The organism is Blautia sp. MCC270, from assembly GCF_018785605.1.
Lineage (GTDB): Bacteria > Bacillota > Clostridia > Lachnospirales > Lachnospiraceae > Blautia_A > Blautia_A fusiformis.
Map to the genome: position 1 here is coordinate 1 of NZ_WQQD01000008.1, position 16,257 is coordinate 16,257.

Below are 16,257 nucleotides of genomic sequence, written 5' to 3' on the forward strand. Positions count from 1 at the left end.
TGGCTATTGTATGGAAATCCATCTATGGTGTAGATGCATGGCGAGGTATTGGTTATGTTATGACTATCTTTCTTGCAGGTCTGAATACGATTCCGAAATCTTATTATGAGGCTGCGCAGATCGATGGTGCAAACTTCTGGCAGAGACTTCGGTATGTAACACTTCCGATGCTGAGTGGTGCTATCATGATCAACCTTGTATTTGGTATTACATATGGTTTGAAAGTATTCGATATTGTTTATGTACTTACAAACGGCGGTCCTGGACATGCAACAGAGGTTCTTACAACTTATGCATTCCAGCTCTATTCCAGAGGCCAGTATGGAATGTCTTCTGCATTGAATACTGTTCTTCTTGTAATTACAGCGATCATAGGTGTATTTATTGTTAAGACATTAAGTAAACAGGAGGTACAGCAGTAATGGCAAAAAAAAGAATTCAGAATTTATTAAAACATGTTGTATGTATCCTGCTTTGCTTATGTGTCGTGCTTCCATTTTATATGGTATTGATCAACTCTTTTAAGACAAAAGCAGAGGCAGCCAGAATGAGTCTGGCACTTCCTACAGAGTGGGTATTTTCCAACTACTCTGAGGTTATTGAAAAAGGAAGCCTGATCCAGGGATTCCTGAACAGTTTTGCATATGCGCTGATCGCTACAACACTTGGCGTTGTACTTTGCTCCATGGCTGCATTTGTTATGTGCCGTAAGAGAACAAAATTGAATGTATTCCTGTATTACTTTGTACTTTGCGGACTGTTCTTCCCGGTCAACTATGTAACATTGGTACGTGTACTCAGTACACTGCACCTGAACGATACAAGAGTTGGCATTATCATGGTATTTACCAGTGCAATGATTCCGTTCTGTGTATTTACCATCCGTAACTTCGTAATCTCTGTCCCGGTTGAGCTGGACGAGGCTGCTGTTATCGACGGCGCAGGCCCGTTAAGCCTGTTCTTCAAGATCATCATGCCGCTTCTGAAACCAACTATGGTAACATGTTTTATCCTTCAGTTCATGACAGTATGGAGTGATTTCCTCACACCTTTGTATCTGTCAAGCAAGAGCCGTCTCTTCCCGATGACAATGGCTGTATATCAGTTCTTCGGAAAGAACAAGAGTTACTGGAACTATATTTTTGCTGATATCGTACTTACCTGTATCCCGGTTATTATTGTTTACATGATCGGCCAGAAATACATCGTAGGTGGTATGACATCCGGTGCGGTAAAAGAATAAAGAAAAATATTATAAGAATTATAAAAAAGCACTGCGAGATGAAAAGTTGGATTCATCTTACAGTGCTTTTTACTATTGAAATCTCAGAAATTACTGCATGTTTTTGCAGAAGATATCCTCCATGGAAGCCTTAAGCGGAACGCCAAGCCTGCGTAAAGTCCCGTCCAGGGCTGCGAAAACTTCTCTTACATTATAGAATGTAGCGTTGTTTCCCATATGTCCGATGCGGATCACTTTGCCAGCCAGGACATCGAAGGAACCTGCCAGCATAATGTTGTAGCCTTTTTTTACTCCCTCAAGGATCGCTTCGGCTGTTGTGCCCTCCGGTACTTCAAAAACAGTAACTGTACTGGAATATCCGCTGTGCAGGTAAAGGTTCAGGCCTGCTCCTGTAATGGCCTTTCGGGAGGCTGCGGCGATTCTGGCATGGCGTGTAAGGATCCCAGGATCATCGGCAATGTTGTCAATAGCAGCCCGCAGGCCATAGATATCGCTGATCGGCATGGTATATGGAAACCATTTTTCTTCATAATAATGTGCAAAGGTTGTGAGATTTGCGTAGAAAGAAGCAATGGGTGTCTTTCTTTCAGTCATTGCCTTCTTTGCATCGCTGCTGACTACAACAAAGGTAAGTCCCGGAGGTGCAGATACCACCTTCTGTGATCCGCCGCACATGATATCGATCTGGCATGCATCAATGTTCAGGGGCTCGCCGAAGGAAGCGGAGACAGAATCTACAACGGTAAGGATCCCGTATTTTTTAAGAAGCGGGCAGATGGCAGATACATCGTTAAGCATGCCACTTGGAGTATCGCCGTGTACTACGGTTGCATATTTGTAGTCATGGTTATCCGCAAGGAAGGCTTCCAGTTCCTTTACATCGAAAGTGTTCTGATAATCTCTGGTATAAAGCTCCGGTCTGCCTCCGTACATGGAAACAAAATCGGCAAAGCCTTTTCCGTAGATACCATTGTCCAGAACAAGAACTTTATCTCCGGGCTCAGTCATGGAAGCAATGGCAGCCTCCAGTCCAAGGATACCCTCACCGCTTAAGATGAGAGTTTCGTTGGAGGTATGGAGAAGAGAGCTGATCTTCTCGCAGGTTTCTTTATAAAATTCGACAAAATCTTCGTCCAGATCCGGATTTGTGCATTCCATGCTTCTTGCCAGACGGACATTCTCTGCGACCTGTGTAGGTCCCGGTGTCATGATCTTATACATAAGCTCACCTCTTGATCTTTATATTATTTCCGCAAATTACGGCAGCTGTTACAGCTGTTTTTTTAATCCGGTTTTTCTTGCTGCAAGGTTTAATGGCGTGATCACTACGAGAACGATGACAGCTGCAACACCGATCTGGACCAGGTTTCCCGGGATGGAAGATACCGGTGCCAGTGGATTTCCATAGATGATAACCTCTGCAATGTAGTATCCCACAACCTTGATCACGCAGGCTGCGGCAATGGCGATCACATACCATTTCATGTTCTGGTGCAGGGGATCCTCTGTGAGCTTACCTACTGTGAAGCCCATGATCCCTACAATAATAAGAGTAAATGGTGCCCACAGGGTCCAGCCGGAGAGAAGGTCAAAGAGCCCCATTCCGATCCCACCGGCAATGGCTCCGGTTTTCTTTCCGAATAAAATGGCACCGATGAATAACGGTACATTTCCAAGGTGGATCAGTCCGCCGTTGGCAGCGATCGGAAGCTTAACATTAATAAATGCGGTGAAGATATAAGTCAGTGCAACAAATGCGGCTGTAATGGTGAGAAACTGAACAGATGAAAGCTCCTGGTCAGTTCTATGAGATGTCTGAACTGCTTTTTCCATAGTGATAGATCCTTTCCCGAAAACATCGATGTATGGATGTCCTCTTTTCATATATTTTTGGTTGGGTATACTTTACAACATGAGTGTACATGAATAAAGACACAATTATAGAAAAAAAAGAGGGGACAGATTCAAGGAGATATTTGTCATTAAAACAGGAGGCTTACTTGGTGGGGAATAAATCAGAACTTTCGTAATGAAGGCGTAAAACGGGAAATACAGGATCAGCATAAGAAGAGAATAAGATAGGTATATCTGGGAAAATTATAATGTTAGAAAAATCCTGTACGGAGCAGGATATCTGCTTACAGGATATTCATAAAGTACAGGGAGAAATCAATTGACAAAGCTGTAATAAAATCGTAAACTATAGCAAAGAGTGTGTTCAGGAGTGAATATTCCGGACACATTTTGTGACTGATGATGATTATGAGGAGGATACTATGAAGAATAAAAAATTTATTGCACTTTTAGCTATGACTGTTGCTCTTTCTGGTGTCATGACGGCATGTAGTTTCGGAGGAGGAAAAGAGGACAGCGTGGTTGTGGAGTCTACTCCTACTCCGACACCGGCGAAAAAAGCGAAGGTTACACCGACTGTTGCAGCAGACGCACAGAATACAACCTATACATCCAAGGATAAATCCGTAGCGATCAAGCTTCCAGATGCAACCTGGGCCAACAAGTCCGATGAGACAGATATGGTAAGCTTCGAGTCTCCGGACCAGGGCAGGATCCTGATCCTTCACGGCTCCGGTGCAGATCTGGAATCTGCAGTGATCCCGAACTCCCAGGATATGGCAGTTTCCATGACACAGGCAGAGAACATGGTAAATGGAACCGATTTTGAGATCCAGGATTACAAGGCAGATCAGAAAGACGGAATCAACATTTATTCCTATACTGTGAAATATAAGGATACGACCAAGAGTGACGGTTATGTATATGCTATCAATAAATACTTTGTAAATGACAGTGAGTATTACAGCCTTGTGGCATCTGTTAAAAAAGAGGATGCTCTGAAAAAGGTTCAGGAGTCTGTCGACAGCTTTGCGATCCTTGGTGATTCCACTCTGAAGAGTGCGGCAAATGGTTCCGCAGCCAAGACTGCCGGTAAAGGTAATGCAGCAGCTTCCTCTGACGGAAGTGCATCTGCAGATGGTAATGCAGCAGCTTCTTCTGACGGAGCAGCAGATGGAACTACAGCTGCCGACGGAAGCACATCTACAGACGGAAGTGCAGCATCTGACGGAACATCTACAGACGGAAGCAGTACATCTGATGGTTCTTCCAATGGAACTGCATCCACTGACAGCAGCTCCTCCGGTGCTATCGTAAATGGCGGATTTACAGATGAGCAGCTTGGCAACACAGATGAGACAAGAACTATTTACAGAAATTCCGATGGTAAACCACGTGTTATCGTTCCGGACGGAAACGGTGCATGGATGGATAACGAAGGAAACCGTTTCACCTTCTCTTCTCAGTATGACTGTGATGTATATGAAGAGGATGGAACAAGCTTCTACTGGCACGGTGAGGCTGCAGACGTATACTATATGCCTGTACAGTAAAGCCTGGAGTAGCAGGAAATTCGGTTAGATAAGAATTCCGGGATCACAGCTTTTGTGGCTGCGGTCCCGGATTTTTTGTGTCATATTATGTCAGAGGCGTATACTTATACAGGAAGACATGGTATAATGTGAACGCTGCGGGCGATGGAACGCCCGGAAAATATTTGGAGGTTTTTATGGAAGCATACAGTGATTTCGCCAGAGTTTATGACATTTTCATGGACAATGTGGAATATGAAAAATGGGCGGAATATCTTATAGGAAGTCTTAAAGAATACGGAATTGAATACGGGATCGTGCTGGAACTTGGCTGTGGGACCGGAGTGATGACAGAGCTTCTGGCTGAGTCCGGTTATGATATGATCGGTGTGGATAACTCTGAGGAAATGCTTGGCGAAGCCATGGAAAAACGTGCAGAATCCGGTCATGAGATCCTTTATCTGGAACAGGATATGCGGGAGTTTGAACTTTATGGAACAGTACGTGCTGTCGTCAGCGTCTGTGACTGTATGAATTACATCACAGAGGAGGATGATCTGCTTACTGTATTTAAACTGGTGAACAATTATCTTGATCCGGATGGAATTTTCATATTTGATATGAACACCCCGTATAAATACCGGGAAATGCTTGGAAATACGACTATTGCAGAGAATCGGGAAGAGGGAAGCTTTATCTGGGAAAATGAATTTGATGAGGAGACCGGGATCAATGTGTATGATCTGACTCTGTTTCTTCCGAGAGAAGATGGTCTTTATGAGAGAGACGAGGAAATTCATTACCAGAAGGCCTATGATCCGGAGAAAGTAAGGGAACTTCTTGAAAAGGCAGGCCTGATCCCGCTGGCGGTTTATGACGCATACACCAAGGATGCACCGAAGCCGGACAGCGGAAGATTGACTTTTGTGGCCAGAGAACATGGAAAGGAAATTCCGTCAGACGAGAAATAAAGGAGGAAATTTTTTATATGAGTGATTATATTGTAAGAGCAACAGCAGCAAACAGCCAGATTCGTGCATTTGCGGCTGTTACAACCGATATGGTGGAGACAGCGAGAAAGAATCATAACACCAGTCCGGTGGCAACAGCGGCACTGGGACGTCTCCTTACCGGCGGTGCCATGATGGGAGCTATGATGAAAGGGGAAAAGGATCTCCTTACACTTCGGATCCATGCAGGCGGACCACTGCAGGGAATCACAGTAACTGCAGATTCTCACGGAAATGTAAAGGGCTATGTTGGGAATCCGGATGTATGTATCCCGGCAAACAGCAAAGGCAAGCTGGATGTTGCGGGAGCTGTCGGCGTAGGCTTTATGGATGTGATCAAGGATATGGGACTGAAAGAGCCATATGTGGGACAGGTTGCTCTTCAGACCAGCGAGATCGCAGAAGATCTCACCTATTATTTTGCAACCAGCGAGCAGGTTCCGTCTGCGGTAGGACTGGGTGTGCTGATGAATAAGGATAATACAGTCCGTCAGGCGGGAGGCTTTATTGTACAGCTGATGCCTTTTGCAGAGGAAGAGGTGATCGCAAAGCTTGAGGAAAACGTATCAAAGATCGATTCTGTTACCAATCTTCTGGAGCAGGGACACACACCGGAAAGTCTTCTTGAAAAAGTACTGGAAGGCTTTGACATAGAGATCAATGATACACTGCCCACACAGTTCCATTGCAACTGCTGCAGAGAGCGTGTGGAAAAAGCGCTGATCAGCATCGGAAGAAAAGAACTTAACGAGATGATCCAGGAAGGCAAGGACATTGAGATGAACTGCCATTTCTGCAATAAGAATTATAATTTTACCGTGGAAGATCTTAAGAGGATCATAAGAGAGTGCAAGCGATAAAACTCGGGAGGAAGAAAAAATGAAGCATGGTTTTATCAAGGTGGCAGCGGCAACGCCGAGAGTTACCGTTGCAGACTGCAAGGCAAACGGAGAGGAAATCCTGAAGGCCATTCATGAAATGGAAAAGGAACATGTCAAGCTGATGGTATTTCCGGAATTTTGTGTCACAGGATATACCTGTCACGATCTTTTTCTCCAGAGATGTCTTCTGGATAGTGCGTGGGATGAGCTTCTGCATATTGCAGAGGAGACAAGGGAGACGGACGCCCTGATCTTTGTGGGACTCCCGCTGCGTCACAGAGGCAAGCTCTATAATGTGGCAGCAGCTCTGAATCATGGCCGTATCGTGGGATTTGTTCCCAAGACTCATATTCCGAATTATAATGAGTTTTATGAGCAGAGACAGTTTGCAGGTGCAGAGGAAGAAGATGTGGAATTTGTGGACTTCCTGAAGTGCGAGAAAAATGAGGAGGATGAGTTCTGGGATGAAATTCCTTTTGGAACAGAGCTGATCTTTGAATGTAAGGAATTTCCGGAATTCACCGTTGCAGCAGAGCTTTGTGAGGACCTTTGGGTTCCTGCACCGCCAAGTATCCGTCATGCTATCAACGGTGCCCATATCATCGTCAATCTTTCTGCCAGTGATGAGATGGTAGGGAAGGATTCCTACCGGAGAACACTGGTAAGCGGGCAGTCAGCACGACTGATCTGCGGATATATTTATGCCAGTGCAGGGGAAGGGGAGTCTACCCAGGATCTCGTGTTTGGCGGACAGAATATGATCGCAGAGAACGGTTCCATGCTTGCGGAAAGCAGACGCTTTGAGAACGGCATCATTTACAGTGAGATCGATGTGCAGAGACTGGCTGATGAGAGAAGAAGAATGTCCACGTATCCGGCAGTTTCTACCTGCAGTCATACAAGAGTTGATTTTTCCGTAGCAGAGGAGGAAACAAGACTTACCAGAAAATATCCACAGTATCCCTTCGTTCCGTCTGTGAAGGAAGAGCGTGATGAGCGCTGCGAGGAGATCCTGAACATCCAGGCTATGGGACTTAAGAAACGTATGGAGCATATCCACAGCAGGAGTGCGGTAGTAGGACTTTCCGGAGGACTGGATTCTACCCTGGCGCTTCTTGTAATGGCACGTGCCTTTGACCGGATGGAAATGCCGAGAGAACAGATCCACTGTGTGACTATGCCATGCTTTGGAACCACAGACAGAACCTATCAGAATGCCTGCAAGTTAAGCCGTTGCCTTGGTGCAAGGCTTACCGAGGTAAATATTAAAGAGGCGGTAAATATCCATTTCCGGGATATCGGACATGATCCGGAGATCCACGATGTGACGTATGAGAACAGTCAGGCACGTGAGCGTACTCAGATCCTGATGGATACGGCAAACAAGGAAGGCGGCGTTCTTGTGGGAACCGGAGACCTTTCCGAGCTGGCTCTTGGCTGGGCAACCTATAATGGCGATCACATGTCCATGTATGGTGTAAATGCTTCTGTCCCGAAGACACTGGTACGTCATCTGGTACGTTATTATGCGGATACCTGCGGAGATGAGGAACTGAAGGAGGTTCTTCTGGATATCCTGGATACTCCGGTAAGCCCGGAGCTTCTTCCTCCTAAGGATGGCAAGATCGCCCAGAAGACGGAGGATCTGGTAGGACCTTATGAGCTTCATGATTTTTATCTGTATTACATGCTGCGTGCAGGATTTACACCGGATAAGATCTACAGGCTTGCCTGCCTGACCTTTGAGGGGATTTATGATAAAGAGACGATCCTGAAATGGCTGAAAACCTTCTATCGGAGATTTTTTGCCCAGCAGTTCAAGCGTTCCTGTCTGCCGGATGGCCCGAAGGTAGGTAGCGTGGCACTTTCTCCAAGAGGAGATCTCAGAATGCCAAGTGATGCAAGTGCAAGGATCTGGCAGGATGTGCTGGAGAAGATTGAAATCTGAACGTAGATCGCAAAGCGGAGAGCTTAAGTGTTCTCCGCTTTTTTTACTGCATCCGTGATAGCTGAAAGGAGTACCTGGGAGGTATATTTCCGGTCTCCTGCGTACTGAATGTCTTCCAGGGACTGACTGGAATAGATCTGACTTGCCAAAGAATCCAGAACCGGTTCCATAAGAGGATAGGAAGCTTTTGTGGTTTCATTTAAATTCACCAGACGGATGGCCTTGATCCTGTCAGCATTTACAGTAACTTCCACATCGAAGGTATTCTCGTTCAGGGTGATGGAAGAGGTATAGACGCCCGGCTTGTAGCGGGATTTTTCGCTGGCTGTATGACTGGCATTTTTTCCGGGACCGAACATGAAGAAAAGAACGACAGCCAGAACGACAGCCAGAGCCAGAAAGACAGCTGTGTAAATGATCTCTTTCATATGTAGGACGATGATCCTGGTTTTGGAACTCATGGCGCACGCCTCCCAAAGCTTTTTATATAGTTTATTATCGGGAGGGAGGATTTATGCCACAGCTGTGCCCAGGTTATCCGATACTGTGCCTGGAAAAATAAGGAAAAGAGCAGGCAGATATTTCAGAATATAGAGAACGACCGTTCTATAGGAGTAGAATTTGTGGTATGATAGGAATACTTCAGGCGCAGGATGGCGCCGGAATGACTGAAAATCTGCAAGTGATCGGGAGGATGAAGATGTCATTACAGTTTATCATAGGAAGTTCCGGAAGCGGAAAATCCTGTTATGCTTATCAGAATATCATAGAACAGGCGGGGCTGCATCCTGAGAAGCTTTTTTATGTGATCGTGCCGGAGCAGTTTACCATGCAGACCCAGAAGACACTGGTGGAGATGAGTCCGGGCAGGGGAATCCTGAATATTGATATCCTGAGCTTTGAGCGTCTTGCGTACCGTGTTCTGGAGGAAGTTGGAGGAGACAGCCGCATCCTTCTGGAAGAAACCGGTAAGAGTATGGTGCTGCAGAAGATGGTACAGCAGCATGGAAAGGAGCTTTCCTATCTGGGAGGTCAGATGCGTAAAGCGGGATACCTGGATGAAGTGAAGTCTATCCTGTCGGAGTTTATGCAGTACGATATCCGGAACAGTGAGATCCAGGAGATGATCGAGGATTCCGGTGACAGAGCGTTACTTCAGATGAAACTGAAAGACGTAGCTGTTCTTTACCAGGCATTTACCGGATATCTGAAGGATCATTATATGACAGGAGAAGAAGTAATGGATGCGCTGGAAAAAGCTCTTCCGTTTTCTGAAAAAATGAAAAACAGTGTACTCCTTCTGGATGGTTACACCGGTTTTACGCCTATTCAGATGCGTGTTGTGGGAGAACTTCTTGCTGTCTGTGAGAAGGTGATGGTAACGGTGACCATGGATGCGGATGAGAATCTGAGCATGAGAGGAAAACCTTATCAGCTTTTTTATATGAGCCGTCAGATGATCCACGGGCTTTCGGAGCTGACCAGGGAGATCGAGACACCGGTTCTTTTGAAGGATGTGGGAAAATCCCGCTTTTCCCAGGCACCTGCCCTTCATTTCCTTGAAAAAAATATCTTCCGTTACCGAAAAAATATATATAAAAAAGCGCAGGATGAGATCTGCATGTTTTCGGCAGTGAACCCGCAGAAGGAAATGGAAGAAGCTGCCCGCCGGATCGCCAGACTTGTAAGGGAAAAGGGCTGCCGTTACGGTGAGATCGCCGTGATCACAGGTAACCTGGAGGAGTATGGAAATCTTGCAAAGCAGGTATTTACAGCAGCAGGGATCCCGTATTTCATTGATGAGAAGCATACGGTCCTGATGAATCCGTTTGTAGAATATTTCCGGGCAGCACTTGAGATGGCAGTGCAGGATTTTTCCTATGAGAGTGTATTCCGGTATCTCCGGTGCGGAATGTCCTGTGTGACCAGGGAGGAAGCAGACCTTCTGGAGAATTATGTGCTGGCTCTTGGTATCCGTGGATTTAAGAAATGGGATGAAGTGTGGGTGCGTATTTACCGGGGAATGCCGCCGGAAAGCATTCAGAGGCTTAATGAGATCCGGCAGCGGTTCGCAGATGAGACCAGAGAGCTTGCGCTAAGCTTTAAAGGTGGGAAAAAGACGGTGCGGGAATACTGTACTTTTCTCTACGAGTTTGCAGTGCGGAGCCAGGTGCAGCAGAAACTGAAGCATCAGGAACTGAAATTCAAGGAACAGGGCGACAAGGCCATGGAAAAGGAATATGCCCAGATCTACGGAATTGTTATGGAACTTCTGGATAATATGGTGGAGATCCTTGGAGAGGAAACCGTGAACCGCCAGGATTTCCGTCAGCTTCTGGAAACAGGACTGAACCAGGCCAAGGTGGCTCTGATCCCGCCAAGTATGGACCAGGTACTTGTGGGAGATATGGAGAGAACCAGGCTGAAGGATATCCGTGCACTGTTTTTTGTGGGAGTAAATGAAGGAAATATTCCGAAGAATACATCCGGTGGAGGAATGCTTACGGAGATTGACAGAGAATTTTTTAAAGATCAGGGGATCCAGCTTGCACCGGGGCCAAAGGAACTGATGAACATGCAGCGATTTTATCTGTATCTGAACATGACCAAGCCAAGAGAACTGCTCTGTCTGTCCTTCTGTCAGTCCGACAGCCAGGGAAAAGCCCTGAGTCCGGCCTTTCTTGTCAGTAATATCCGGGAGATGTTTCCGGAAATGGAGATCCGGCAGTGCGGAGATATGCAGGAACCTATGGAATTACTGGAGCTTCCGGGAATCAGCCTGGATTATTTCCTGAGAGGGCTTGCAGGAGAAGCTTACCAGGATAATGCGGTCTTCCAGGAACTGTACAGCTGGTATCTTCAGAGCCCGGAATACCGGATCCTTGTAAAAAAACTTACAGAGGCATCTTTTTCAGAACGACCGTCAGACAAGATCGGAAAAACAGTGGCAAAGATCCTCTATGGAGAAATTTCCCCGTACAGTGCTACCCGGCTGGAGCGTTTTGCGGCCTGTGCATTTGCACATTTTCTGCAGTATGGCCTGAAGGTTACAGAACGTGCAGAGTATGAGTTCCGGGCTATGGATATGGGAAATGTCATGCATATGGCACTGGAAAAATTTGCGGCGGAAGTCCGAAAAGAGGGACTGGACTGGGCAGAGCTTACGGAGGAAGAGCGAAACCGTATCATAGACAGCTGTCTGGATCAGGTTTCCGCAGATTACGGAAATACGATCCTTAAAAGCAGTGCGAGAAATGAATATATGATCGAACGGACCAGACGTATTTTGCGGCGTACCGTGTGGGCTTTGCAGGAACAGCTGAAGCATGGAGCATTCCGGCCGGAAGGATTTGAGGTGAGGTTTCAGGGCGGAAGGATCGACCGTGTGGATATCATGGAAGAGCCGGAGAACAACCGGGTCTATGTGAAGGTGATCGATTATAAAACCGGAAATACTTCGTTTGATCTGCTGGCGTTGTATCATGGCCTTCAGCTTCAGCTGATGGTCTATCTGGATGGAGCATTACAGGTGGAAAAACGGAAGTATCCGGATCGCGAGATCGTTCCGGCCGGTGTGTTTTATTATAATGTGAAGGATCCTATGATACAGGAGAAGATCCATGCGGATATGGAAAGCATCAATGAGCAGATGCTGAAGAAAATGAAAATGAACGGGCTTGTACAGGCAGATGATAATATGAGTACCAAAATTGACAGCACTATGGCCTCCATACCGGTATCCCTGAACCGGGACGGAAGCTTCAGCAAAAGATCTTCTGTTGCCTCCAGGAAGCAGTTTGATGCTCTGGGAGCGTATGTGCGGAGAAAGATCTGTGACATCCGGGAATCGATCCTGGATGGAAATGCGGCAGTGGAACCCTATGAACTTGGAAAAAAGAATGCCTGCACATATTGTCCGTATCTTACTGTGTGCGGCTTCGACAGGAAGATACCGGGATATGAGTTTCACAGGCTGTCGTCCATAGAAGAAGATGCACTGTGGAAAAAGATCATGAAGGGAGAGGAAGAGAATGGCAGTGAAATGGACTGAGGAGCAGAAAAAGGTCATCACGCTCCGGGAACGGAATATTCTGGTCAGCGCAGCAGCCGGTTCCGGTAAAACTGCAGTGCTGGTGCAGCGGATCTTAAGTAAGATCATGGATCCTTTGAAACCGGTGGACATTGACCGTCTTCTGATCATGACATTTACAAGGGCGGCAGCGGGAGAGATGCGGGAACGTATCGAACGTGGACTGGATCAGGCACTGGCTGAAGATCCGGATAATGAGCATCTGCAGAGACAGATGACGTTGATCCATACGGCACAGATCACTACCATTGACGGCTTTTGCGCCTATGTGATCCGAAATTATTTTCATCTGATCGGACTGGATCCGGGTTACCGGACTGCAGATGAGGGTGAACTGAAGCTTTTGCAGGAAGATGTGCTGAAGGAGCTTTTTGAAGATCATTATGCAGAAAGAGAGGCAGATTTTACTGCATTTGTGGAATGCTATGCGCCAGGAAAAACGGATGAAGGACTGAAGGAACATGTGCTGGAGCTTTATAATGCTGCGATGAGTAATCCATGGCCCGAAAAATGGCTGGACAGCTGTGTGGAGAATTATCATCTGGATCCGGAAAAAGGTCTTGAGGGAACGCGATGGTTCCGATATCTGTGGGAGGCTGCAGATTGTGCACTGAAAGAAGCGGAAGAGCTTACAGAAACCGCAATGAAGACCTGTCAGCTCCAGGATGGACCGGAGCTTTATCTGGAGGCTCTGGAAAAAGATATGATACTGATCCGGCAGTTAAAACAACTGTCCGTTAAAAGGGATTATGATGAGATAGCGCAGAATCTCCGGAATCTGAAGTTTGCAAGACTTTCCTCAAAAAAAATGGAGGGAGTATCGGAGCAGCTGAAAAATCTGGTAAAAGCTCTTCGCGAAGATGCAAAAGATAATCTGAAGGAACTGGGGATCCGATATTTTTACGGAAATCTGGTTGAGCTGACGGAACTGACAGAAGCATCTGCACCACCGCTGGAGATGCTGGTAAAGCTGACAAAGGATTTTGCAGAACGTTTCCAGGCAAAGAAGCGTGAAAAAAATGTTCTGGATTTTTCAGATATGGAACATTTTGCCCTGGACATCCTTCTGAAAAAGGAAGGAGAAACCTATGTGCCCAGCCAGGCGGCAAGAGAGCTTTCTGAAAAATATGATGAGGTCCTGCTGGATGAGTATCAGGACAGTAATCTGGTTCAGGAGATCCTGATGCAGACAGTTTCCGGCTGGGTCAATGAACGCAAAAATATCTTTATGGTAGGAGATGTAAAGCAGAGCATCTACCGTTTTCGTCTGGCCCGTCCGGAACTGTTCATGGAAAAATATAAGAGCTATTCACTGGAAGACAGTCCGGAACAGCGGATCGACCTGCACAAAAATTTCCGAAGCAGACCGGAAGTCCTTGAAAGTGTCAACTTTATTTTCCGGCAGATCATGGGGGAAGATTTGGGAGGAATTGCTTACGACGAGGCGGCAGCTCTGTATCCCGGAGCTTCTTTTCCGGAAGGCCAGGATCCGGAATTTGTAAAAACAGAGATCCTTCTTGTGGATAAATACAGTCCGCTGCTGGAAGAGGAGGATGAAGAAGTAACGGAGAATGAGAGAGAGCTGGAGGCCCTTGCCATTGCAGGAAGAATCCGATCTATGGTAGGGCATGAACGGGTGCTGGATAAGGAAACGGGAGAGTATCGACCTCTTCAATATGGAGATATCGTGATCCTGCTCCGATCTGCTTCAGGCTGGGCTGAAACCTTCGGGGAGGTTTTGAGTGCAAGAGGGATACCGGTATATACGGCCTCCAGAACCGGATATTTTTCTGCAACAGAGGTTGTGACACTGCTGAATTATCTCCGGATCCTGGATAATCCGCTGCAGGATATTCCCATGACCGGCGTACTGCGTTCACCGATCGTTGGATGTACCACAGAAGAGCTGGCTGAGCTTCGGATCGCATATCCGGAAGGAATGATCTATGAATGTGTGTGCAGGTTTGTGGAGGACTACAGAAAGCATGGGAGTTTTGAGGAAAACAAAAAAATCCTCGGAGAGAAGCTGTCCTGTTTTATGGACACCATGAATACACTTCGTGATAAGGCGGCTTATACGCCGGTCCATCAGCTGATCCTGGAGGTACTTGCACGTACCGGATATGGAGACCATGCAAAGGCAATGCCAAATGGTGAACAGAGGAATGCAAACCTGAACATGCTTGTGGAAAAGGCAATGGAATATGAGAAGACAAGCTATCGAGGCCTTTTTAATTTTGTAAGATATATCCAGAAGCTTCAGCAGTATCAGGTGGATTACGGGGAGGTAAATCTTTCCGGAACCGGGGAAAGTGCAGTACAGATCATGACGATCCATAAGAGCAAGGGACTGGAGTTTCCGGTAGTGTTTGCAGCAGGAATGGGAAAACGCTTTAATTTCCGGGATATGAACACAAGTATCCTGATCCATCCGGAGCTGGGGATCGGTGCGGATGCGATCCTGCCGGAGAAGAGGATCATTGCTCCATCCCTGTGTAAGCAGATCATACGGAGAGCGCTTCTGATGGAAAGTCTCGGTGAAGAGCTGAGAGTACTTTATGTAGCGCTTACGCGTGCAAAGGAAAAACTGATCCTCAGTGGAACCATTGGAGCTCTGCATCCGGAATTGGGAGAATTGTCCGCATTAAGGGACAGTGAGGAACCATTGCTTTCTCTGGGCAGGAGGCTTGGCGGGAAGACTTACTGGGATTATGTGCTTCCGGCACTGGCAAGACATCGCTGCATGGCACCATTATTTCATGAATATGGCATCTTTATGAATACCGCAAATCCTCTGTACAAAGATCCGGCAGAATTCAAAGTTACACGGGTCACAGCACGGGAACTGACAGAAAGCGAGGTTATGGAACAGGCAGAGCGGGAAATGAAGAAGGAAACACTGGAGAACTGGAATCCGGGCAGAGTTTTTGACAGTGAGATCCGGGAGGAGATCCAGAGACGTTTTTCCTTTGTATATCCCTATCACTATCTGGAAGATCTTCCTGTGAAGGTGAGTGTATCAGAACTGAAAAAGCGAAGCTACCACAGTGAGCAGGATCTGGAAGAAACGGTGGATTATGAGACGGAAGAAGAGATCCAGCCGCTGGTTCCCCGATTTATCGAGGAGAAGAAAGAGGAAGGGTATACAGGGGCACTTCGTGGAACGGCTTATCATCGTGTAATGGAATGCCTGGACTATCAGAAGACAGCAAACAGGGATGAGATCCGCAGACAGCTGAGAGAATGGGTTGACGCCAGGAAGATGGAAAGAAAAGAGGCTGAGTCGGTCCGGGTAAAGGATATCTGGAATTTTGTGGAAGCACCTCTCGGACAGCGGATGAAAGCAGCTTCAGAGAAGAGACTTCTGTTCCGGGAGCAGCCTTTTGTGATCGCAAGAAAAGCTTCGGAGCTTGATCCGCAGTGGCAGTGTGAGGAAAATGTTCTGGTACAGGGAATCATTGATGCGTATTTTATAGAGGATGAAGAAATCGTTCTGGTGGATTATAAAACGGACTTTGTGAGACGTGGAGAAGAACAGAAGCTGATCGACCGTTATCATGTACAGCTGGAGGATTACGCCCAGGCGCTGGAACGGATGACAGGCCGGAAGGTGAAGGAACGGTATATTTATTCGTTTACTTTTGGAGAAGCGTTCAGTCTCTGATCTGAAAATGAAATGATATGTTAATGTGGGCAGAT

At 46.6% G+C, this 16,257-nt stretch carries 11 protein-coding genes; 8 read left to right on the plus strand and 3 right to left on the minus strand.

Going from position 1 to position 16,257, the window contains the following annotated elements; genetic code table 11:
• Positions 1-422 (plus strand): carbohydrate ABC transporter permease (locus GPK58_RS03365; RefSeq protein ID WP_215638204.1); only part of this gene is annotated, 422 nt, incomplete at its 5' end.
• A complete protein-coding gene (locus GPK58_RS03370; RefSeq protein WP_092068387.1) occupies positions 422-1,243 on the plus strand; it encodes a carbohydrate ABC transporter permease in 822 nt (273 codons plus the stop codon). The genes GPK58_RS03365 and GPK58_RS03370, both read left to right, overlap by 1 nt.
• Positions 1,244-1,333: 90 nt before the next feature.
• Here the strand turns inward: GPK58_RS03370 and GPK58_RS03375 are convergent, their stop codons facing one another.
• On the minus strand, positions 1,334-2,464 hold the full coding sequence (locus GPK58_RS03375; RefSeq protein ID WP_215638205.1) for a pyridoxal-phosphate-dependent aminotransferase family protein: 1,131 nt from the start codon (positions 2,462-2,464) through the stop codon (positions 1,334-1,336).
• A 48-nt stretch (positions 2,465-2,512) separates the two neighbouring features.
• A complete protein-coding gene (locus tag GPK58_RS03380; RefSeq protein WP_215638206.1) occupies positions 2,513-3,076 on the minus strand; it encodes an ECF transporter S component in 564 nt (187 codons plus the stop codon).
• 443 nt (positions 3,077-3,519) lie between these two features.
• Between GPK58_RS03380 and GPK58_RS03385 the strand changes: the two genes are divergently transcribed.
• From GPK58_RS03385 to GPK58_RS03400, 4 genes are all read left to right on the plus strand, one after another.
• Positions 3,520-4,650 (plus strand): hypothetical protein, encoded by a 1,131-nt coding sequence (locus GPK58_RS03385; RefSeq protein WP_059086908.1) that lies wholly within the window; start codon positions 3,520-3,522, stop codon positions 4,648-4,650.
• A 176-nt stretch (positions 4,651-4,826) separates the two neighbouring features.
• The gene (locus GPK58_RS03390; RefSeq protein WP_215638207.1) at positions 4,827-5,600 is read left to right on the plus strand and encodes a class I SAM-dependent DNA methyltransferase; all 774 of its coding nucleotides are present in this window, start codon (positions 4,827-4,829) and stop codon (positions 5,598-5,600) included.
• A 17-nt stretch (positions 5,601-5,617) separates the two neighbouring features.
• The gene (gene hslO, locus GPK58_RS03395; RefSeq protein WP_015527218.1) at positions 5,618-6,499 is read left to right on the plus strand and encodes an Hsp33 family molecular chaperone HslO; all 882 of its coding nucleotides are present in this window, start codon (positions 5,618-5,620) and stop codon (positions 6,497-6,499) included.
• Positions 6,500-6,518: 19 nt separating this feature from the next.
• A complete protein-coding gene (locus GPK58_RS03400) occupies positions 6,519-8,468 on the plus strand; it encodes an NAD(+) synthase (RefSeq protein WP_215638208.1) in 1,950 nt (649 codons plus the stop codon).
• A gap of 23 nt (positions 8,469-8,491) precedes the next feature.
• On the opposite strand, the gene GPK58_RS03405 is transcribed toward GPK58_RS03400, so the two are convergent.
• Positions 8,492-8,929 (minus strand): FMN-binding protein, encoded by a 438-nt coding sequence (locus tag GPK58_RS03405; RefSeq protein ID WP_015527216.1) that lies wholly within the window; start codon positions 8,927-8,929, stop codon positions 8,492-8,494.
• Positions 8,930-9,168: 239 nt separating this feature from the next.
• On the opposite strand from GPK58_RS03405, the gene addB reads away from it, so the two are divergent.
• Together addB and addA are read left to right on the plus strand one after the other, a co-directional pair.
• On the plus strand, positions 9,169-12,519 hold the full coding sequence (gene addB / locus GPK58_RS03410; protein ID WP_215638209.1) for a helicase-exonuclease AddAB subunit AddB: 3,351 nt from the start codon (positions 9,169-9,171) through the stop codon (positions 12,517-12,519).
• A complete protein-coding gene (gene addA, locus GPK58_RS03415) occupies positions 12,500-16,222 on the plus strand; it encodes a helicase-exonuclease AddAB subunit AddA (protein WP_215638210.1) in 3,723 nt (1,240 codons plus the stop codon). The genes addB and addA overlap by 20 nt, the downstream gene beginning before the upstream one ends.
• Positions 16,223-16,257 lie beyond the last annotated feature (35 nt).

Excerpts from the sequence above, each read along its gene's own strand:
- GPK58_RS03380 (WP_215638206.1), bottom strand. The coding sequence starts at position 3,076 with ATGGAAAAAGCAGTTCAGACATCTCATAGAACTGACCAGGAGCTTTCA.
- GPK58_RS03385 (WP_059086908.1), top strand. The coding sequence starts at position 3,520 with ATGAAGAATAAAAAATTTATTGCACTTTTAGCTATGACTGTTGCTCTT.
- GPK58_RS03390 (WP_215638207.1), top strand. The coding sequence starts at position 4,827 with ATGGAAGCATACAGTGATTTCGCCAGAGTTTATGACATTTTCATGGAC.
- addA (WP_215638210.1), top strand. The coding sequence starts at position 12,500 with ATGGCAGTGAAATGGACTGAGGAGCAGAAAAAGGTCATCACGCTCCGG.
- GPK58_RS03370 (WP_092068387.1), top strand. The coding sequence starts at position 422 with ATGGCAAAAAAAAGAATTCAGAATTTATTAAAACATGTTGTATGTATC.
- GPK58_RS03400 (WP_215638208.1), top strand. The coding sequence starts at position 6,519 with ATGAAGCATGGTTTTATCAAGGTGGCAGCGGCAACGCCGAGAGTTACC.
- addB (WP_215638209.1), top strand. The coding sequence starts at position 9,169 with ATGTCATTACAGTTTATCATAGGAAGTTCCGGAAGCGGAAAATCCTGT.
- hslO (WP_015527218.1), top strand. The coding sequence starts at position 5,618 with ATGAGTGATTATATTGTAAGAGCAACAGCAGCAAACAGCCAGATTCGT.
- GPK58_RS03375 (WP_215638205.1), bottom strand. The coding sequence starts at position 2,464 with ATGTATAAGATCATGACACCGGGACCTACACAGGTCGCAGAGAATGTC.
- GPK58_RS03405 (WP_015527216.1), bottom strand. The coding sequence starts at position 8,929 with ATGAGTTCCAAAACCAGGATCATCGTCCTACATATGAAAGAGATCATT.